The 22,408-nt window shown below is 28.0% G+C and carries 21 protein-coding genes; 3 read left to right on the top strand and 18 right to left on the bottom strand.

The features are described 5' to 3' along the window. Nucleotides 1–125 precede the first annotated feature (125 nt). A complete protein-coding gene (locus tag E6248_RS02970) occupies nt 126–1,802 on the bottom strand; it encodes a B12-binding domain-containing radical SAM protein (protein WP_316339332.1) in 1,677 nt (558 codons plus the stop codon). 29 nt (nt 1,803–1,831) lie between these two features. Further along, a complete protein-coding gene (locus tag E6248_RS02975; protein WP_316339334.1) occupies nt 1,832–2,326 on the bottom strand; it encodes a hypothetical protein in 495 nt (164 codons plus the stop codon). Between the two features lie 191 nt (nt 2,327–2,517). Between E6248_RS02975 and spoVB the strand changes: the two genes are divergently transcribed. Continuing rightward, a complete protein-coding gene (gene spoVB / locus E6248_RS02980; RefSeq protein WP_316339335.1) occupies nt 2,518–4,017 on the top strand; it encodes a stage V sporulation protein B in 1,500 nt (499 codons plus the stop codon). A gap of 134 nt (nt 4,018–4,151) precedes the next feature. Here the strand turns inward: spoVB and E6248_RS02985 are convergent, their stop codons facing one another. From E6248_RS02985 to E6248_RS03030, 10 genes are all read right to left on the bottom strand, one after another. After that, entirely contained in the window at nt 4,152–4,457 is a 306-nt protein-coding gene (locus E6248_RS02985; protein WP_316339336.1) for a hypothetical protein, read from the bottom strand. A 30-nt stretch (nt 4,458–4,487) separates the two neighbouring features. Next, nucleotides 4,488–5,660, bottom strand: coding sequence for an MFS transporter (locus E6248_RS02990; protein ID WP_316339337.1), 1,173 nt, complete (start codon nt 5,658–5,660; stop codon nt 4,488–4,490). A 16-nt stretch (nt 5,661–5,676) separates the two neighbouring features. Then, on the bottom strand, nt 5,677–6,690 hold the full coding sequence (locus tag E6248_RS02995) for an ROK family protein (RefSeq protein ID WP_316339338.1): 1,014 nt from the start codon (nt 6,688–6,690) through the stop codon (nt 5,677–5,679). A gap of 253 nt (nt 6,691–6,943) precedes the next feature. After that, nucleotides 6,944–7,144: a DUF4177 domain-containing protein gene (locus E6248_RS03000; protein WP_316339339.1), complete on the bottom strand. Its 201-nt coding sequence runs from the start codon at nt 7,142–7,144 to the stop codon at nt 6,944–6,946. A gap of 142 nt (nt 7,145–7,286) precedes the next feature. After that, complete coding sequence (locus E6248_RS03005) at nt 7,287–7,754, bottom strand: hypothetical protein (protein WP_316339340.1); 468 nt, start codon at nt 7,752–7,754, stop codon at nt 7,287–7,289. A gap of 235 nt (nt 7,755–7,989) precedes the next feature. Beyond that, the gene (locus tag E6248_RS03010; protein WP_316339341.1) at nt 7,990–9,606 is read right to left on the bottom strand and encodes a polysaccharide biosynthesis protein; all 1,617 of its coding nucleotides are present in this window, start codon (nt 9,604–9,606) and stop codon (nt 7,990–7,992) included. Nucleotides 9,607–9,620: 14 nt separating this feature from the next. Then, nucleotides 9,621–10,592 (bottom strand): RluA family pseudouridine synthase, encoded by a 972-nt coding sequence (locus E6248_RS03015; RefSeq protein WP_316339342.1) that lies wholly within the window; start codon nt 10,590–10,592, stop codon nt 9,621–9,623. Nucleotides 10,593–10,656: 64 nt separating this feature from the next. Further along, nucleotides 10,657–11,847, bottom strand: coding sequence for a M20 family metallopeptidase (locus E6248_RS03020; RefSeq protein WP_316339343.1), 1,191 nt, complete (start codon nt 11,845–11,847; stop codon nt 10,657–10,659). 120 nt (nt 11,848–11,967) lie between these two features. Continuing rightward, complete coding sequence (locus E6248_RS03025; RefSeq protein WP_316339344.1) at nt 11,968–13,935, bottom strand: cell division FtsA domain-containing protein; 1,968 nt, start codon at nt 13,933–13,935, stop codon at nt 11,968–11,970. A gap of 87 nt (nt 13,936–14,022) precedes the next feature. Further along, nucleotides 14,023–16,011, bottom strand: a complete 1,989-nt coding sequence (locus E6248_RS03030) for an ATP-dependent helicase (protein WP_316339345.1) — start codon at nt 16,009–16,011, stop codon at nt 14,023–14,025. A gap of 337 nt (nt 16,012–16,348) precedes the next feature. On the opposite strand from E6248_RS03030, the gene E6248_RS03035 reads away from it, so the two are divergent. Beyond that, nucleotides 16,349–17,818: a nicotinate phosphoribosyltransferase gene (locus E6248_RS03035; RefSeq protein WP_316339346.1), complete on the top strand. Its 1,470-nt coding sequence runs from the start codon at nt 16,349–16,351 to the stop codon at nt 17,816–17,818. A 66-nt stretch (nt 17,819–17,884) separates the two neighbouring features. Here E6248_RS03035 and E6248_RS03040 read toward each other — a convergent pair whose 3' ends face one another. The 3 genes from E6248_RS03040 to E6248_RS03050 form a co-directional block, all read right to left on the bottom strand. Further along, nucleotides 17,885–18,106, bottom strand: a complete 222-nt coding sequence (locus tag E6248_RS03040; RefSeq protein ID WP_316339347.1) for a hypothetical protein — start codon at nt 18,104–18,106, stop codon at nt 17,885–17,887. A gap of 117 nt (nt 18,107–18,223) precedes the next feature. Then, a complete protein-coding gene (locus tag E6248_RS03045) occupies nt 18,224–19,426 on the bottom strand; it encodes an EAL domain-containing protein (protein WP_316339348.1) in 1,203 nt (400 codons plus the stop codon). A gap of 109 nt (nt 19,427–19,535) precedes the next feature. Beyond that, nucleotides 19,536–19,868 carry a hypothetical protein gene (locus E6248_RS03050; protein WP_316339349.1) on the bottom strand — a complete coding sequence of 111 codons (333 nt, stop codon included), beginning with the start codon at nt 19,866–19,868 and terminating at the stop codon, nt 19,536–19,538. 292 nt (nt 19,869–20,160) lie between these two features. On the opposite strand from E6248_RS03050, the gene E6248_RS03055 reads away from it, so the two are divergent. Further along, nucleotides 20,161–20,568, top strand: coding sequence for a Fur family transcriptional regulator (locus E6248_RS03055; protein WP_316339350.1), 408 nt, complete (start codon nt 20,161–20,163; stop codon nt 20,566–20,568). Nucleotides 20,569–20,753: 185 nt separating this feature from the next. Here E6248_RS03055 and E6248_RS03060 read toward each other — a convergent pair whose 3' ends face one another. The 3 genes from E6248_RS03060 to E6248_RS03070 all read right to left on the bottom strand — a co-directional run bounded on the left by E6248_RS03060 (nt 20,754) and on the right by E6248_RS03070 (nt 22,248). After that, on the bottom strand, nt 20,754–21,374 hold the full coding sequence (locus E6248_RS03060; protein ID WP_316339351.1) for a hypothetical protein: 621 nt from the start codon (nt 21,372–21,374) through the stop codon (nt 20,754–20,756). A 162-nt stretch (nt 21,375–21,536) separates the two neighbouring features. Next, nucleotides 21,537–21,815 (bottom strand): hypothetical protein, encoded by a 279-nt coding sequence (locus E6248_RS03065; RefSeq protein ID WP_396335119.1) that lies wholly within the window; start codon nt 21,813–21,815, stop codon nt 21,537–21,539. A 25-nt stretch (nt 21,816–21,840) separates the two neighbouring features. Further along, a complete protein-coding gene (locus tag E6248_RS03070) occupies nt 21,841–22,248 on the bottom strand; it encodes a hypothetical protein (RefSeq protein ID WP_316339352.1) in 408 nt (135 codons plus the stop codon). Between the last annotated feature and the right edge of the window lie 160 nt (nt 22,249–22,408).

The following is a 22,408-nucleotide window of genomic DNA, read 5'->3' on the forward strand; positions in this document are numbered from 1 at the left end:
ATTATATATTATACACTGTTTCCTATTTTTTTCAACAATTTTATTCCTAGTTTAAAGAAAGAACCGTTATATTATGTGTATTGTAATTGTTTTCTCTTCAATATTTTAAGATTATTTAACTTTTCTTAATATTCTTTTATCTCCTCAGTTATATGGATAATATCACCTCCATAACCAAATAAATAATAGTCCTTCTTTTTAAGAATTATCGAATCCTTTAAAAATGTCTGTATATCAATATCAAAAGACTCTAAGTAATACTCTTTAAATGAATATTTATGCCTAAGCATATCCTTTATTTCTTCCTCTTCGTCCCTCTTTATGCTTCTTCCTATAAAGTCAGGTATCCCTCTTTTCTTATTAAAATTTAAGTAATCAAATCTTAGTAATTCATTTAATATATCTTTATCTCCTTTTAATATTTCCATATTAAAATCTAAAAATACCTTATAATATTCACTGTTTCCGATATTTCTATTAAAATATCCCTTCTTGTCAAAATACTTTCCAAGCTCATAATAAAAATCAAAAGGATTTTCAAACTGCTTAACTAAATAATTTATTATGTTATTAAACTTTTGAGAGTTATAGTACTTATCTACCATTTCTTCAACCTTTTTAAGCTTTAATAACTCTTCATAGCTTAAATCCTTTGTTTTTAATATTTCATAAGGTGGATATGGAGAGAACTTCATTCCATATGCTACTGCTTCCTCTCTTATAGATGCCCCTCTTAATAATTTTAAAAATCCTAATTGAATCTCTTCTGGATTAATACTATATACATCATTGAAGGATCTTTTAAATGAATTATAATCTTCTCCTGGTAAACCTGCTATTAAGTCTAAGTGTTGCTTTATATTTCTTAGCTTTAAAAGTTCATCTACCTTTTCTTTTATATCACTGAAATTAACAAATCTATTAATTCTATTTAAAACTTCATCATTAGTTGTTTGAACTCCAACTTCAAATTGGAATCTATCTTTCGGAGCTTTTCTAAGTAATTCTAACTCTGCATCCTTTAAAAGATCTGCTGATATTTCAAAATGGAATTGTGTTTTAGTATCTTGATTAATTAAAAATTCCCAAATAGCCATTGTAAATTTGTGATTGCAGTTAAAGGTTCTATCAACAAACTTAACAAGCCTTACTTCCTTTTTAATAAAATAAGAAAGTTCTTTTTTTACTCTTTCAATATCTAAGAAACGTACTCCATGAATTGTTGAAGATAAACAGTAGCTACAATTAAATGGGCAACCTCTACTTGATTCATAATAAACTATCTTATTATCTAAATTTTCATCTTCTTCATAAGGGAAGACTACTTCATTCATATTCATAAGAGGTCTTTTCCCATTAAAGAAAATATTATTATCTTTTTTATAATATAATCCTCTAATATCTTCTAAGCTTCTTTCCTGTAACTTATATTCCACAAATTCCCTATAAGTTTTTTCTCCTTCACCTTCAATAATATAGTCCCCATTAAGCTCTCTTAATATGTTTTGACTATCATAAGATACCTCAGGCCCACCATATAAGATTTCTATATTTTCATCTACTAATTTAATTAAGTTAGATAATCTTTTTATCATTTCAATATTCCAAATATAAGTAGAAAATGCAACTACATCTGGTGATTCTTTTATTATTTCCTCTAATATCTTTTCTTCTCTATCATTAATTGAGAACTCTCTAATGTTACAATCATAATCCATATCCTTGGTGAAAGCCTTTAAATATCTAACAGCTAAATTGCTGTGAACAAATTTCGAATTAATAGCTGTAAGTAAAATCTTCATATGTTATCTCCCTTCATTTTTGACGAATTTTATATTTTTTTACCCCTAATGAAATGAATATCTTCCCATAATTTAGTTTCTTCTATTTTATAAGATTTTTCAAGGAGTTTTTTATTCTCCTCCATATTTGATTTAATAATAGGGTTTAAATTTTTAAAATCAAACTCTTTAAATTTCCCTGATGGCATTACTGCGATTATTTTATTATTTATCATGTCACGCACTTCTTTATTAATATCCCAAATATATATTTCTCCTCCAACCCTTATATATTTACTAACTTCCTCTATTATCTTCGCTCGACTAAAACCATTCCACATCTTACTTAAAGAGAAAAACATTGTACAGGTATCATATTCATTTTCCTTTAGTTCTCCATCTTTATTTTCACTAACATAATCTACTGAAATCTCATTCATTATTTCTTTCGATAAATTATAAATAACTCCAAAATTCTCGCCAACATCTAAGATATTCCCTTTAAATTTTATATCTGATAAATTTAAAACTATTGTCTTACCCATAAACAAACACCTCCATATTACATAAGTTACATTATATTTATATTTATGAAGGCATTATTTTATAACAGTTTTATTTATTATTTATAATATTTGTTTTCATTTAACCTTTTATTTATTCTCTTTACTTTTCTTCTTGCATAAACTCTTATAAGAAAGAATAGATATAAATGTATTGATTGGAGGTGAATACTTTGAAGAAAGATAGCTTTTTAAGAAATTCTATCCTTCTTACAACGTCGAATATTACAACTGGAATATTGGGCTTTATTTTTTCTATTTACTTATCAAATCTTATAGGTCCTGTTGGAGTTGGCCTTTATGGTTTAGTTATGCCTATTTACAATCTTTTTATATGTCTAATGACAGCTGGAATTATTGCAGCAATTTCCAGAACTTCTGCAGTATATAAAGCCAAAGGACAATTCAATAATATTAGTAAAACTATTAGGTCTGTAGCTGGTTTTAATGTTATTTGGGCAATTGCTATAGGAGCTTTAGTCTTCTTTTTAGCACCATACATAAGTAAATATGGAATTCATGATATTAGAACTGTTAATGCTATTAGGATTACTTGTCCAGCTATGGTATTTATAGCTCTTTCTAATATTTTAAAAGGTTACTTCTTAGGTATTTCTAAAATTGTAGTACCTTCCTTTATAGACATTTTAGAAAAGGCCATGAGAATAATTACTATTACTTTATTAATTTTTTCTTTTAAATCAACTTCAATAACTTCTTTAGTTACCCTAGCTTACTTATCTTTAGCTATTGGAGAATTACAGAGTTTGATTTTATTATTTCTATATTACAAAAAATTATCTAAAGAAACTCCTAAATCTTATGATAAACCTGAAAGAGCTTCACAGTTACTTTTTAATGTGTTAGTAATTGCACTTCCTCTATGTTTAAATGGTTTCTTAGGAAATTTATTTGGAACTGCTTCCACGCTACTAGTTCCAAGAAGATTAATTGCTGCTGGATTTGATGCAACTACTGCATTAGGTATGATAGGAAAATTTACAGGTATGGCCTTGACTATAGTTACTTTTCCTATGATTGTAATTATGTCAATAAATTCATTAATAGTTCCAGATCTTTCTGAAACTATTAGTAGACGTGATTACTACAATGCTTCACTTAGGATAAAGAAAGTAATGAAAATAGCTTTTTTATTAGGACTTGCAACAACAGTAATATGTAATCTTATTCCAGATTCTTTAGGTATGATGTTGTTTAAAAGAGATGACTTAGGTAACTATATAAAGATAGCATCATTAAGTGCACCAATATTATTTACTGCAAATACTATGTTTGGAATACTTAATGGCTTAAATAAACAAGGAATAATTCTTAGGAATTCACTTATAGTATCTGCTATAGAAATTGTATGTCTTTTTATTTTTATAGGAATACCAGGTGTAAATATTATGGGATATGGAATAACTCTATTTATAACCTCATTAATAAGTTTAACTATAAACCTTATAGAAATTCAAAAACATATATACTTAAATTTATCTAAAAGCAATATAATTATTTTTATATTACTTTCAATTTTAATCTTTATTGTACTTAAAGTCTTAAGTAGAAATATGTTTAATGATATGATGGTAATAAAAAATTTAATAATAATATTTATTACCTTTGGTCTTTTTACAGCTCTAAGCTTTTTTGGTATAGAAGAAGAGTAGCGGTGATAGCGCACAATGAATACTTAAGAATGAATAATGAAAAATTAAGGATGTAATTTGTTCCAAATTAATGATAATGAAACAATAAAAACTCAGCCTAGGCTGAGTTTTTAAATTTAAGTATCTATCTTGGATTAAGTTAATAATGTGTATCCTCCATTAACTGATTCCTTTTTTAATCTATCTTCTGTTTCCCTATCTAAATCAAGAAATGCTAAACATATATAATTTTGATTAATTGATGATTTATCTATAGTAGATATATTAGAAAGTAAATTCACTTCACATATTGTTTCATCCTCAAATTTTAAAAAGAAAGTTTCTAATCCCGTATCATAAGTAAAATATTCTATTTTTCTTATTTCTCCAAATAAATTAATAAGTAGTTCTTTCAAAGTCAAAAAGTTTTCTCCATAAAGTTCAATATATTTATTATTCATTTCTTATCTCCTATATCTATAGAATCAATCTTATATTTCATTATTAACTTCTACTTTTTTATTAACATGTTCAGATGAAACTAGCATAATTACCATAAAGATTAATAGAAAAATAGGTAGGAATTTAAAGCCTATTAATTGAGATATAGCTCCAAATAATGGAGGTATAAAAGTACTACCTATATATGCTGTAGCCATTTGAATACCCATTATCCCTTGAGATAATTCCTTTCCAAATCTGTTTGGTGTTTCATGTAGCATTGCTGGATATATTGGAGCACAACCTAGTCCTATAGCTATTAATCCAGCTAATTGTAGGGATTCTGTTAATGATAAAGTTAATATTGCAGCTCCTAATATACAAATTACTTGTCCAATTCTTATCATTTGCTTATTATTAAACTTCATAGCCATAAAGCCTGATAAAAATCTTCCAACCGTTATTCCCAAATAATAAAATGAAACCCACTTAGCTGCCCTTTCAGTTGATAAACCATTATTCATCACTAAAAAGGAACTAGCCCATAAACCTGTAGTTAACTCAACTGCACAATAACATAAAAATGATATTAAAGCCGCCTTAGCACCTGGAAGTTTTAGTAATATAGAAACCTTAACTTCACTATACTTTTCTTCTTTATTATTATTTGGAGCTTCAAACTTTCTCCAAATAGGTAATGATATAAATAAGCAAACTACTAAGATTGCTTGAATAATTCCTATCGTCGCATACCCCAATCTCCAACCATTATCCTTTAATAGATAAACTGACATAATAAATGGTCCTGAAGTAGCCCCTATTCCCCAAAAGCAGTGAAGCCAATTCATATGCCTGGCTTTATAATGGAGAGCAACAAAGTTATTTAAGGCAGAATCTACTGCTCCTGCACCTATACCTAAAGGTACTCCCATTAAGCATATCCATATGAAGCTAGGTGAAATATAAATCCCTAATAATCCAGTTGCAGTTAGTAATACACTAAATGTGGTAACTTTACCTGTACCAAACTTCCTTATAACTTTTTCACTAAAAAAGCTTGATATAATAGTTCCTCCTGAAACTATCATAGTGGCTATTCCAGCATAGGATATTGGAACATTTAAATCCTTATGAATCATAGGCCAAGCTGATCCCATTATCGCATCTGGTAATCCTAAGCTAATAAAAGCTATATATATAATAATCAACAATACCCTTATCATTTTACACCTCTCTTAATTACTCAAAAACTTTTTCATTTTTATATAAAACTTCTAATGAAGCTTTTATCATTCCCATTTTATAATCCTCTGCAAAATTATTACTAGCTATTGTATTAACATAAAAATTACCTTGAGTCATACTCTTAGCTTTTTCTTTTATTTTTTTAGCAATAGCCTCATCAATAAAATCACTATAAATAACAAAATTATCTGGTGCAATAACACAGCTAATTATTGCTAATAACTTTCCTATGGCATCTGATACTTTTTCACTATCAGAATAATCTATTTTCTTCCAATCTATATCTATTGGCATATATGATATTTCTCCAGCAAAATTAGCTTTTCCAGTATAAATATCACCATTAATTACTATTCCTGCCCCTGGCAAATGTATCATATTAAAAACTACACCTACCACAGTTTGTGGAGTGCTATCATCAATATTCTGATTATAATATCCCATTACGGCTGCATTAATGTCATTTATAAAAATAACAGGAACTTTATATCTATCCTTGTAGTGCTTTAAAAATTTATCTCCTGCAATATCAGGATAATCTATAACTTTAATAACACCCTCTTCTTCTACACCTGGTAATCCAAAAGATATTACTTCTATAGTAGGATATTCATAAAAAAGGTTATCTAAAATATCATTAAAGCTATCATATTTAATACTTTCAAAATTACTTTCCTTTTCGTAAATGCATTTTCCTAGTAAATTAGTTACTACTACTCTTATATGATTAACATTATTTTTAGTAAATCCAAAAACTATAGCTGCACATCTAAACATATCATTATATCTATATACAGTTGATGGACGTCCTCCATTTGATGGAATACTTTCACCAACAAATATCTCTTTACTACTAATCATTTCTTTTAATAACCCATTAACAGTTACAACACTCAATCCAGTCTTTTCAGAAAGATTAGCTGCTGTTGATTCAATTTCGCTCTTAAAACAATTCCTAATTAAATTCTTATTAATTTCCTTCATTAATTTAGTATTAGCTTTAATCATTATATCTCCTCACTTTTTGAATATACTTAATTAAGTATCTTTATTAAGTGTCTTTATTATATCTTAATATAAAAATTTATTCAACTAATTTTTACCAAATAGTTATGCTCTATTTAAATTTAAAAATTAGTAAGGCTTCTAATACACATACTTACTATTAAAAGCCTCTTCAAAATACTTAGACCTATTCAATTATTTCCTACCAATATAATTTATTCTTGTTAAAATCTCTAAATTTTCATACATTATTAATTTATATTTCTAAGGATTCTTCTTCTTCTTTTTCAAATACTAAATCTACAAGAGCAATTCTTCCCTGACTACCATCACCTTTTGGTATTGCTGATACAAATCTCCATCCATGTAACGCATATTTCTCTATTTCATCTCTATGATAATTAGTCTTTCCCCAAAATCCCCCTACTTTACATTCAACAAATAAATATCTATACATACTATACCTCCCAGAATAATGAAAAATTAAAAATGAAAAATTAATGAAAAAACTCCTCTGGAGTTTTAAATAAAAAGTGTTCTGCACAAATTAAATTTTAAGTTTTGCTGTGCAAAATCTCCTTAATTATTTCATGCCTTAATCATTTTATACTATAAGTTCCTTGATTATTTTCAATTATAATCTCATCAGTTGCAATAATATCAGATGTTTCCTTATCTTCAACTTGCAATTCAACTTTTAATTCTTTAACTGTTCCTTCAACCCATTCAACCATTGCAAATAACCCAAGTTCAACTGGTTCACCTGAATTAATTATATCCTTTTGCGGACCATTATCCTGAAGAATAAACCCTTCAAAATCATTATCATTTTTTAGTATCCAATGATATTGTATTTCCTTATTATGTTCTCCATTAACTTTAGGCTTCAACGTTATCGGCATTCCCTCCAAAGAATCTGAATCGCTAGTAGCAAGTATTTCAACCCTAACGCTATTCTCATCTTCAATTAGAATATCATTAGATATATTATCTGTTTTGTTACCTTGACAACCTACTACTACAAGCATTAATATACTTAAAATTATTATCCCTATAACTTTTCTCATAAAACTCTCCTTTACTTCATTTAGTGAACAACATATCACTAACCAGCTCATATACAAATTATACCATATCATTTTCTATAATAATCTTCTTAGAGATAAATCATCCCATCTATTGTAATATATAGATCTTTTTCACCAAAACCTAATTATGTCTTTTAAATAAAAAAACTCAGCCTAAGCTGAGTTTTATAATTAATTGATGATTATTAACTGTTAATTGTTCATTGTCCTCTGTCTATATTAGTTGTTTTCTTAATCTTCTTGGTAGGAACTTAAATAATTTTGGTGATATTAAGTCTAAGTCTTTTCGTCTTATCCCCCCAAGATAAATCATAGTATATAAATATACTACTCCTCCAACTGCTACTAATACTAATGTAACCACTCCAATTATTATTCTTCCCCCACCTAAAATTTCTGCGAGCTTTACTACAGGGTACTTTACAATAACTATAAGTATAGACATTAATATAGAACAAATCGTTGGAATCAAAGCTTGTTTTACTATTGGTATCTTAACTTTAAAGAATTGTGTTATTTTCTTATGATTTATTACTGTTGGGATAATAAATGAAACAAAGGTTGCAACTACTGCACCATTTATATTAACCTTTGGCATAGATACTAAGAATATATTTAATATAATCTTTGCCACTAATCCAAGGCTTGCAGATACAATTATTAAATATAGCTTATTGATTCCTTGTAATATAACATTTTGTATTGTAGTTATAGACATAAAAATTAATAAAGCTGATCCGTACATAAGTAATACATATTCGTTACCTACTTTATTAAATAAGAGCTGGTATATTTCCTTACTTAAGATTGCAAGTCCAAAGGTTGATGGCATAACTATAATATACATCATTCTAAAAGAATAGCTTGTTTGAATCTTTAATTCTCTCCTATTTTTCTGTACAAATGCTTGAATAATCTTTGGGAATATAGAAGTTCCTAAAGCAGTTACAATAGCTAGTGGTACATATATAAGAGTTTTATAATAAGATAAAACTGCTGTTAAATTATTTACTTCAGAATCTAATCCTGCAGATGAAAGACTATTAGCTAAGGTAATACTATCAATAACTCCAGCAAAGTTTTGAACAGCTGCAACTAAAGTTATTGGTATTGCATACATTAAAAGTTTCTTCACTATTCTTCTATCAGATACTTTTCTCTTTCCTTCTACATGAAGTTTTTCTGCCTCTTCATAATAAGATTTCTTATTAAATATATGTATAATATATATTAATGCAACTATAGCTCCAAGTGAAGTACCTACCGTTCCACCTGCACTTCCCCATTCTAAGCTACTGGTAGCTGAAAGTAAAAGCGCTGCAAATACTAAGCTTAAAATTACATTTACTAGTTGCTCTAAAATTTGAGATATAGCTAATGATTGCATATCTTCAACCCCTTGCATATATCCTCTATAAGCAGCTAAAATAGCCGCAAAAAATATTGCAGGTCCTAAAAATAAATAAGTTAATGCTGATTGCTCCCTATTAATCCAAGTAGTTAATGGAAATGCTAATGCCATAAAAAGGGCAGCAATAACAAAGCTTATAATACCTAAATATCTTCTAGAAAGCCTCATCGCCCTTAGAGCATCCTTATGATGCCCTATTGCCCTTAACTCAGTTACAACCTTAGTTACAGCTGGCTGAGCACCAAGGCTAGTAACTGCTATTAAAAATACAAATATATCATATCCAGCTACATATATTCCATAGCCATCACTTCCCAAGACCCCAGTTAATAAAGGAACATATAATGCTGATAATAACTTACCAGCAATACCTGCAATTGATAATATTAAGAAACCACGACCAACTGATTTTTGCTCCATATCTAAATCACCTTTTATTTTATTGAAAATTTAAACACATCATTTTTAATCTTTTTAAATACTGGTGGTAAACTTTCTGTTATAGTCTTATTATTTAAATAACTTAATTTATCTTTAGTTTCTCTAAATACTAACTTATATGCATATAAGAATTGACAATCTAATCCGAATTTATTAGCAAAGAAAGAATTTAATTTTCTATCACCATACTTATTATCTCCGATAATAGGTGTTCCTAAATGAGATAAATGAGCTCTTATTTGATGACTTCTTCCTGTTATTAAATCTATTTCTAAGAATGAATATGCTCCATTAGTCTTTATAGTTCTGACTTCCATAGCTATTTCCTTAGAATTTGGAATCTTTTCATCATAAATTTTAGAAATATTAGCTTCTTCATTTTTATGAATATATCCTTTATATAATCCATCTTTAATCTTACCCTTAACTAGAGTATTATAGTACTTTTCAACATTTCCTTCTCTAATTAATTCATTTACTGATCTAAGTGCTTCAAAATTCTTTCCAAATATAACTATACCTGAAGTATTTCTATCTAATCTATTGCAAGATGCAGGAGTAAATGTTACTTCATTTTCTGGTAAGTAATCTCCCTTTTCATTTAAATAAGATAATACGTAGTCAGTTAAGCTTGGTTCCTTTCCTTTATCATCAGGATGAACTAATATATTTGGCCATTTCTCTACAACTAATATATTAGCATCTTCATAAGTAATCTTCATTCCACTAGCATTAACCTTAATAAACTTATCTTCTGGCTTTTCTTTATTGCTTTGGATATATTTTATTTCAACTACATCATCTACTAATAGTGTGTAATTTTCCTTTTGTTTCTTACCATTTACTCTAATATCACCTTTTCTTAAGGCCTTAAAAATCTTACTTAAAGGAACATCCTTTAAAAGCTTTCTTAAAAATTTATCTAGTCTTTGCCCTGCTTCATTTGTTCCTATTTCTATCTTCAAACTAATCACTCCTAGTTTTCTTTATTCTAAACTATTTTCCCCATTGTAATAGATTAATATTATTTTAACTTCTTGTCAAATATTCTAATACTGTTTCACACTGCATAGCTACCCCAAGCGGTAAGCATTCCTCATCTATATCAAATAAATTACTATGAGCTGGATGAACTATATTTTTTTTCTTATTACCTGAACCTAAGAAATAAAATACTGCTGGTCTTTCATTTGCAAAATATGCAAAGCTTTCAACACCCATTTTAGGATATTTTTGTACTAATACATTTTCTTTACCTAAAACCTTCTCTGCTCCACTTTTAAATAAAGTAACCATATTACTATCATTATAAAGGTTTGGATAAGATTCTTCTATATCTATATCACAAGTAGCCCTTGAAGACTTACATATTCCATAAGCTATTTCAGCTAATCTTTCCTTAGCAAAAGCTCTATCTTCCTTGCTCATAGTTCTAATAACACCACTAATAGTAACTTCCTCTGGTATTATATTTTGAGCAGTACCTCCATGAATACTTCCAACTGTAATAACAGCTGGGTTTGAAGTATTTATTTCTCTACTTACAATAGTTTGAAGTGCTATTACTATATGGCTTGCTATTACTACTGGATCAACAGTAGTGTGAGGATAGGCACCATGTCCACCTGATCCCTTTATTTTAATAGTAAAAGGATTAGATGCAGCATTTACCACACCTTCTTTGACCATAATAGTTCCACATTCTAATGTTTCTTCTACATGAAGTCCACATACACAATCAACCCTAGGATTTTCTAGAACTCCATCTTCTATCATAAATCTAGCTCCACCTATTGTTTCTTCAGCTGGCTCAAATAGTAGTTTTACATTTCCACTGAATAAGTCTTTATTTTGATTTAAAAGCTTAGCTGCCCCCAGTAATATAGTTGTATGTCCATCATGACCACAGGCATGCATTTTACCTTCTACCTTTGATGAGTATTCACAAACCTTCTTATCTAAGAGAGGTAATGCATCTATATCACCTCTTAATGCTATAGTTCTATCTTTCTTAGAATCATCCTCTTTAGTTCCTCTAATAAGTCCACATACACCTGTTTTGGCAACTTCTAAGTACTCTATTCCTTCTTTTCTTAAAAACTCTTTTATAAACTTTGAAGTTTCATGCTCCTCCATTCCCAGTTCAGGATGCTGATGCAAGGTTCTTCTTATTTCAATTAATTCATTTTTTATACTTATTGCTTTATCTTTAAAATTCATTTTATTGCCCCCTTTAATTTCTTTATGTATATAAGTTGCAATAAGTTTTTACATTTTATTAAGTTATTTTATATGTAAACTTTTAGTTTTGTAATTCCACAATGAACTTATATATTATATCTACGTCCAATAAACTTCTATATTATCCCCATCATTAATTTTTTCAGTATATCCTACCTTATTTCCATTTAACTTTAAGTTTATTATTCCTTTAGCATCTTTCAAGTTAAAATCTACATAATTAAAAATATTAACAAATATATAATCCTTTTGTCCTTTTAAAGTTGTAAGCTTACCATTAAAAGTAACATTAATCTCATTAACATCACTTTTTTTAGATTCTATTTCATAGTTATTTTCTTCATTGGCTATACTTAATTTATCCCCTTCAACAACTATGTAATTATCATCAAGTACTTTTCCGTTCTTTATAATATCAATATCATTTTTTAATATATGCTTTTTTATATCCCCAATAGTTTTAGGTAAAATAATACTTATATTATCATTTTCTTGAATCAGATATTCAATTGTTTTTATTTCATCATTAACTAAAATTATAGGCTCTAAGTTTATAAGTTTTTCATCAAGATAAAAGCTAACAGTATTAAATTCTTTAATTTGATCTATAATTTTAGGATTAGCATCCTTACCTTGAATTGCATACTCAATTTCTATAATATCTCCTGTATTTACTACTTTCTCTAAAGTTTCTAACTTACCATTTACCCTAATTATAGGGTTCTTTCCTCTTTCCCCAAAAGCTATCCTCTTCACATTATTCACTTTATATCTTAAGTTTTTCCCATTCTTCATCAAAATCATATTAGGATTTACTCCTGCATGAATAATGACATCCATTACTTTGTGATTATGAGAATTTAACATAGTAACTGGTGTACCATTTAATGCTACTTCAATAAAGTCATTATTTCCTTGCTTTATAGACATTAATGCTATACCTAAAACAGTTACCCCAGCTGAACCTAATTCATTGCTGCTTATACATTCTTCTATAGCAGTTCTATCTTTTATAGCTATTCTTTGTACGGGTATCCCTAAGGCTGTACTTAGTTCATCTACCATCCATGGAGTATGAGCTCCTCCTCCTATTAAAAATAATGCACTTGGCGCTTTACCTGCATTCAGTTCTATTATTTTTGTTGATATAGCTTCTGCAATTTTTCTAACTGCAGGTCTAATAACTTTTAGCAGATTCTCTGAGCTTATAGTATTCTCAAGGCCTAAAATATCTATATATGTTATGTCTTTTTTTAATGATAAATTTCTCTTTATGTATTCAGCAGTGTTAAAATCAACTAAACATTCTTGAGCTATAACTTCCGTTATCTCATCCCCTGCTTGTGGTACCATTCCATAAGAAGATATACTTTCTTTTGAACTTATTGCTATATCAGAGGTTCCTGCCCCTATATCTACTAATGCTATATTTAAAAGTCTAAGTTTTCTTGGGACCACTGCCTCAATAGCAGCAATAGGTTCTAAAGTAATATTATTTACTCTTAGTCCTACCTTCTTCATAACTGTATATAAAGAATCTATAACTGATCTTGGAAGAAAAGTTGCAATTACTTCAGCTCTTGCTTCTTCACCTTTATGACCAATTAAATTAGATATTACAAATCCATTTAAATAATAATTTTTCACAGAATAACCTACACAATATAGCTTACCTTCTGTACTTTTATTTATTTCGTTCTCAGCAGACTTAACAGATACAAGTTCTAAGGTTTTTATATCTTCTTTAATAATTTCTTCATCAGGATTTAAATCTATAACCCCTTCTGAATTTACAGTTTTTAAAAACCTTCCTGCAGCTGCTATAGCCACATCCTCTATTTTTATATTAAGTTCTTCTTCAATTTCACTAACTATTTTAGCTACACCTTTTGCAACTAATTCTATATCATGAATTTGACCATCTATCATGGCTCTTTCTTCATGCTCTAAATACTTTTCACATATTATTTTAAATTTTTTATCTTCAACAATCCCTACTGTCCCTATTAAAGATCTAGTTCCAACATCTAGTGCAAATTTAATTTTGTTTAAATTTACATTATCCATATTATACACCTCATCACAAATGGTCTTAATTTTATCCTTTTATTGCCACAATATGATTATACAATCTATTTCCAAAATAGTGAACACTTACTTAATTATAGTAATAATATTATTAGTTAATAATACTTTTAAAGAAAAGCTTCTTGCAATTCCATCAATAAAATCAATCTTTACTGTATCTTTATTTATTTCTTTAATTTTACCTTCCCCGTATGCTTTATGAATAATCATATCTCCTATTTCTAATCCATGATCCCTACTATCATTTGCTTCATCAAAGTTACCTTCAAAAACAAACCTAGATACTTCTTTAAATCTTCCCCTTTGAGTCTTAGGAGAAAAAATATAGAGATTATTAATAGCTCTAGTTATTCCTACATAAAAAAGTCTTCTTTCCTCTTCTAAATTTTCATCTATTGAAGATTTATGTGGTATAGTTTCCTCTGTACAATTAATTAAAAATACATTCTTAAATTCCATACCTTTAACACCATGTATTGTACTTAATATAACTCCCTCTTTAACTTCCTTACTTTCTTCTATTTGTTGTCTTACACCCTCTACATGGATTAGTAAGTCAAGAATTGTTTTAATACCATCGCATGCACTTTTAAACTCCTCTAAGATATCTTCATAATCATTGAAACTTTGATTATACTTTTCACAATATGCTTTTAAGTAATCAATATATCCTAATTCAGAAATAATAAACTGTATAGCTGATGATAAAGACAGTTTATTAAGATGAATAATATCCTTTCTTAAATCATCTATTTTCTTAGCCTGATAAGGTGGCATATCTTTCTTTTCTATTAAAATATCAAAAGGGCATTTTTCTTCTCTATAACTTCTTACATAATCTAAATTAGCTTTGCTAACATACCTAAAAGGCTTGTTTATTATATGTAAAAAGCATTCTCTATCTTTATTATTAATAGCTAGTCTTAAGTAAGCTAATAAATCTTTACATATAAAATGGTCAAAAAAGTTATATCCTTTATCAAGCAAAATAAATGGAATTTTATTCCTAGTAAAAGTATCTATTATACTTCTTGCTTCCATATTAGTTCTATATAAAATAGCATTTTCCTTAAAATCATCTATAGATGCCTTTAAAATACTTGATATCTCTTCTCCTTGGTGTCTTTCATCAAAAGGTGTCGAATACTTAATATGACCTTCAGTATTCTTATATGCTTTAATAACCTTGTTATTTCTTCCTATATTATTTTTTATTACTTCCTTAGAAGCTTCTACTATATTTTCACTACTTCTATAATTAATAGATAAATATATTTTTTTACCACCATGAAATATTTTATCAAAGGTTACCATATATTCAGGCTTGGAACCTCTAAAACTATAGATACATTGATCTTCATCTCCTACTGCAAATAATGAAGCCTTTTCATTAAGTAATTTTAAAAATTTAATTTGTAATTCATCACAATCCTGAAACTCATCTACTAAAATATACTTAAATAATGATGAATACTTATTTATATACTTTTCTTCTCTAAATAAATTTATCACTTGAAGAGATAAATCATCGAAATCCCATAATTTATTTTTATTTTTGTAATCCTCATATTTTTCATAGGCTTCGTCAAATATATCCCTGGATAAAGAAGGTTTATATTCTTCAAAGGATTGCAAAGATGTTTTATAAGATGAAATATTATTTAATACTTCCTTAATTTTATCATCACTAACTTCATCAGAATACTTAGATAAAACACCTTTTATTAAATTATAAGACACTGAAGAGTTAATTATTGAAATATTAAATCCTTCTTTTAAAAGAATTTTATAGAATAATCCATGAAATGTTCCAAAGAAAGGTGCTTCCTCTCTGTTAAACACAGTTTTATATCTACTTCTCATATTATCAGCAGCTGCCCTTGTAAATGTTATTACAATAATATTATATGGTTTTACCTTTAAATCACTAATTAAATGATCAACTCTATTAATAATAACAGTAGTTTTTCCTGAACCAGGTGCTGCAACTACTAAAGTATTTTTTTCATTTATGTAAACTGCTTCTTTTTGATAATTATCCAGATATATTTTCATATTGCTTCCTTTCTCTCTATATTATTGACTTATTTATTGTGTAAATAACTATATTGTAATAATTAATTTATAGAGGTACAATAGTTGTGTATTTATATATATTTCAATTACTAATATACATCTTATAGGTTTTACAATTATAAATCAAAGTTATTATTTAAGTAAAATAACTAAATTGAAATCATATATAGTTTAAATTTTATATAAGTTGTTAAGATAATAGCATACCTTGAAATTTTTAAATATTAACTAAATAATTAAAAGGTAACACCTTTATTACAGCTTATACAAATTAATTTCTTTATTATTAAAGATATTTATTTAAGAGGAGTTAAAAATGGAAAACTTAATGAGATTTGATGTTACTAACGAACGTAACCTTACTATGTTAGTAGACTTTTATGAACTTACTATGGCAAATGGATACTTTAACAAAGAAATTCAAAATAAAATTGCATATTTCGATATGTATTTTAGAAGAGTACCAGATGGTGGTGGCTATTGTATAATGGCTGGTGTTGAACAATTAATTCAATACTTAAACAATTTGAATTTCACAAATTCTGATATAGATTATTTAAGAAGCAAAAATTTATTCTCTGAAGAATTTTTAGATTATCTAAAGAACTTTAAATTTGAGTGCGATGTATGGGCTATACCAGAAGGAAACTTTGTATTCCCAAACCAACCATTAGTAATAGTAAGAGGACCTGTAGTTCAAGCTCAATTTATAGAAACTATGATACTACTTACGATTAATCACCAAACTCTAATAGCTACTAAGGCTAATAGAATCTGTAGAGCTGCCGATGGAAGAACTGTTATGGAATTTGGCTCTAGAAGAGCTCAAGGATATGATGGAGCTATATATGGTGCAAGAGCTTCAATAATAGGCGGATGTGACTCAACAGCCTGCACAATTGCTGATAAATACTTCCATGTTCCAGCTGTTGGTACTATGGCCCATAGTTGGGTTCAACTATTCGATACTGAATATGATGCTTTTAAGGCATGGGCAGAAGTATATCCAGATAATTGTTCACTTCTTATAGATACTTATAATGTATTAAAGTCAGGATTACCAAATGCAATTAAAGTATTTGATGAAGTATTAAAACCTCAAGGTAAGAGACCTACAGGGATTAGGATAGACTCAGGAGATATTACTTACTTAACTAAAAAATGTAGAAAAATATTAGATGCAGCTGGATATAAGGATTGTAAGATAATAGTTTCTAATTCTTTAGATGAGCATATAATTAGGGATGTTTTAAGTCAAGGTGCAACTATAGATTCTTTTGGAGTTGGCGAAAGATTAATTACAGCAAAATCTGAACCAGTTTTTGGTGGAGTATATAAGTTAGTAGCAGTAGAAAATGATGAAAATAAAATTGTTCCCAAAATAAAAATAAGTGAAAATACTGAAAAGATAACTAATCCAGGGTTTAAGAAGATATATAGAATTTATGATAAAGAAAGTCATAATGCTATTGCCGATCTTATATCATTAAATCACGAAGTTATTGATGAAAGTAAGCCTTTAGAAATTTTCCATCCAATTGAAACATGGAAAAGAAAAACAGTTACTAATTATTATGTAAAAGAATTAATGGTAAAAGTTTTTGAAAAAGGAAAACAAGTATATGACAGCCCTTCTGTTTTAGAAATAAAAGAGTTCTCTAAAAATGAAAGCTTAAAGATGTGGCCAGAAATACTTAGATTTGAAAATCCTCATACTTACTATGTAGATTTATCTAAAGATTTATGGGGTCTAAAACAAGATTTACTTCATAAATGCATTAAATAGAAAAAAATTAGGGCTAAATACTAAATTTAAGTTTTATAACTTTGATTTAGTATTTAGCCCTTATTTTTAGTAATTTATTACCTTATCATTTTCACCATAGTTTAAAAATCTATCTTGTGAATAAAAAGCTTCTTCATTCATATTATCTATAAATGAAACTTTATTTTCAGACATTGATAGTTCTTTAAATGGACATAATTCATCTCCACTTGTTATAGTATGCATCGGACATTCGCCATAACAATTGACCCTTTCCTTCTTTGTTGACCAAAACGGACACTTACCCATAACTATTCCCTCCATACCCCTTATTTGAAAACGAAATCAAAAATTTGCTTATATTATATTATATTTTCTAGCTAAAAGGAAGTATCTAGAAACATCTTTCATTTTTCAAATTTCGACTTAATTTGATATATTTCTTCCCCATTCGAGTGATTTGTAGTATAAGTCTAATAATTCGCCCTCATTTATAAGTAATTTCTTACAAAACTTTTCTATATTCTCCTTATCAAGTTTTTCGTAAGCTATAGCAAGTTCTAAGATATTTCTATAAATATTCTTTTCTCCAAGTAAAGCCCTTTTAACATCCTTATTTAATGGCAAAGTTTTAACAACATAATTTATATCTTTATCTATCATCTCATCTATATTATAAAATAAACCAACCATAAAAGCTGATGAAGAATCTTTAAGGTTAATGGATCCAGCAATTTCTTCACATAATCTAGCTCTAATTATAATGTTCTTAGTATATTCTTCATTTTGAGGAGACATTTCTGATACCGTTAATATAGATAACCACTTTCTCAATTCTCCTCTTCCTATTAACATTATTGCTTGCTTTATTGATTTAACCTCTTGTAAGAAATTAAAATAAGATGAGTTAATAAATCTTAAAAATTTATATGTAAGTGCTAAATCTGTTTTCATTATATAATCAACTTTATCTAAATTGAAATTTTCTCTAACAAGTTCAACTAGAAGCATAAATATACTTGTGTTTTTAATTGATATATCCTTACCTAGAAATACTGATGGCTTACTATAATAATATCCTTGGAAATAATCACAGTCTAAGTTTTTCGCCTCAAATAAATCCTCTTTAGTTTCAATTTTTTCTGCTAATACTTTTATATTATTTTTTTTGCAGAAAAATACTACTTCTTTTCTTTCTTCTTTACTGCATAACATAAAATCTATTTTAACTATATCTACTACACCAACAAATTTTTTTACATAATCTAAACTTACTACATCGTCTAAGGCTATACTATAGCCAAGTTCCTTTAATGAAGTTAATTTATTAATTATTTCTTGTGATGGATTTACTGTCTCCAATACTTCAATAACTACATTGTCTTTTGGCAAAAGGGTTGCTACATTATCTTTTATTACTTGTTCAGAAAAATTAACAAATGCTTTCTTATTCTCTGTTAAAACATCTAATCCAAATGAAGATATATTATCTATTACTTGGTATGTAGCTTTTTCATCTTCTATCTCTATATCGTATTTATTCTTAATTGAGTTCCTATATAATAACTCATAGGCTACTACTTTTTCGTTTAAGTCATAAATACCTTGCCTTGCAATAAAAATATCCATACTCTCATCCTTAATAATACTTATTCAATACTATTATAACTAAATCCATTGGAAATTCAAACTTAATATTACATTAAAATGTAAAAAATAAAAGAGGTAAAAACCTCTTTTATAATTTACAATGACTACTATTTTTTACTACTGAAATATTTATTATTTCATTAGTAAATGCTTTTAATAAAGCTTTTTCCAGAACCTTTTCATGATCAAAATTTTCAATGTCTCTACATTCTGCAAATACCTTATTTAATTCTCCATCTACATTTCTATATGTTAATGTTACGTATGGTTTATCATACTCTACATCTAAAATCTTTATACCCCAAGAAATTTGAGCATAATCATCTTCCTTTGTTAGTTTAGTTAATTCTCTTATTCTTTCCTTTTCCTCAGATGGATCATTTATAACTATTAATTCATCTCCTACTTTATACTTCGCCATGATTTACCCTCCTAAAACATAAAATTATTTATATAGTATATATTATTGCTTAAATTTATGTTATTATTAATTGTATGTCTATAAATATAAGGTTTGTTAATTTATTAACAACCTCATATTTATAATATCATATTATTTTGACAATTTCAATAGTTTTGAATAATTGAATTTTATTAAAATATATTTAATTGATACTTATTATTTATAACTACTTATTATTATAAAGTATGTATTGACATTTGATAACTTATATTATATAATAGCTTATAATATAAGAAAAGGATGGTGTATTATGGAGAATATAACTTCTATCTTTAGAGAAAAAAAATTAAAACTTACTCCTCAAAGATTAGCAGTATACAAGTATTTAATGAGTACAGATGAACATCCTTCTGCAGAGATTATATATAAATCACTTCAACCTGAGTATCCTACAATGAGCTTAGCTACAGTCTACAAAGCACTAAAGACTTTAGTAGAAGTTAGCTTAGTACAAGAAATTAATGTTGGAGAAGGTAATTTTAGATATGATGCTAAACAACATGAACATGCTCATATTCAATGTATAAACTGTAGTAAGGTTTCTGATTTAGAGAATATATCTTTTACTACTCTTAACCATACGGCTGAGGAATGCTCAGAATATAAAGTTTTATCAAATAGAATTTTCTTTTATGGATTATGTAAGAATTGTAAATAATTAAAAGCTAGAATTTATTTCTGGCTTTTTTTATTTTTCAAAAGGTAAAGGCCGCAATATGCGGCCTAAAGGGGGATGGGGGGGTTTAGCTTAAACGAAGATTTCTCTACGTTAGCTATAGGAGAATACTTCTCCGGTACAATAATATTATTTACTAATTAAACTTTTTTATGCACTTTAAAATTTTAAATTAATCCTTTTTTATATGCCTCAATTACCTTCTCTATAAAATCAGCTTTCCTATCATCTACTATACTTTTTATAGAAATTAGCATTTGTATGTTTTCATCTTCCTCCATAATACTATTATTTAATTCCCCTTCCTCTAGATATTCTTCATCCCCTCTATCCTTAAAATCTTTCTCCTCTTCCTTATCTATTTCATCCATAGTCTCATCTTTAATTCCAATATTGTCTTCATTAAAGCTATTATTCAAATTACCATTTGTCTGGTTAAAACCATTCATTCCAAGAGCATTTATAATCCCTTGCAATCCTCCAAAATCATATCCATTTCCATTATTTGTATCATTCGTGTTATTTACATTATTTACATTGTTAAGATTATTAAAATTATTTTCTTGTTGGTTTTGTACAGCTGAATTCGGATTAAAGTTATTTAAATTTACTCCATTATCCTTCATTGATGACATCATATTCCCCAAATTATTTAAATTAAAATTTTCTCCTAAAAGACTTAATAATTGATTAGGATTTATTCCAAAAGGGAGGTTATTATTAAGCTCGCCTTGTACACCAGCTATATCTTCTCTCTCGCGCCTATGTCTCCTTCTTTTTTTAGACATTTAGAGCCTCCTATAATAATTCTATTTATTTATTATATGTACTAATATTTTTTTTGATTATATAAGTTGTAATAAAGTTTCTACATTTTATTAAGTTATTTTTTTCACTCATAATTTTTCGCATTTTTTTGGAGGGCCATAAGCCCTCCATCCTCTATACTATTAGCAAGCTGCTCCTCCAAATAAGCTACCGAATGAGCCACCACATAGTAAGAATAATAATATTATTAAAACTGAACAATTATTATTTAATAAGCCTGCGCCACAAGCAATTAATAAGAAGATTATAGGAGTAATACAACTATTCATTCCTCCAAAAATATTTCCGCCTCCACAGCATGGTTGTTGTTCACAGCACATTGGTTCACAACACATTGGTTCACAGCATACTGGTTCACAGCAACAATTGTCGCGTCTTCTTCTTCTTCTTCTCCTTGACATATCTATCTCTCCTTTCTAATTTATCCTAGCAAATTCCGCCAAATAAATTTCCACTTCCGCAGTTTCCGAATCCTGAACAACCATTACATAAGAATAAGATTACTAATAGGAATAACCAGTTTGAGCATCCTCCGAATCCTCCTAAGAATCCGCCGCCACCATATCCTGAATTTCCTGTACAACAGCAATCTCTACGTTCTCTCTTACAGCAGCATTTTTCTTGTTTACAGCAGCATCTGTTATTGTTATTACCATAACCGCCGCCAAATCCACCGCTGTAGAAGAGTATTAATAAGATCCAAATCCAGCTAATACCGCCAAAGCCGCCAAAGCCGCCTCCACAAAATGGTCCTTGGCTTGGTGGGCATTGTGGTGCAATGTTGTCGCTGCCACCGCATGAATTTAAACCATTTAGAATTTCATTCATTTCCATAACTTACTCCTCCTTGGGATTTATAGTTTTTTGTTTTATAGTATATGATATTCCCTCGAATAATAATTGCCACTGTTTTTTAATGTAATATTTTAAATATTATAATAAAATAAAGTATTTTTTATATGGAGTAAAATGGAATAAAAAAGTAGACATATAT

Origin of the sequence: Clostridium sp., assembly GCF_032552055.1 — a bacterium.
Lineage (GTDB): Bacteria > Bacillota > Clostridia > Clostridiales > Clostridiaceae > Clostridium.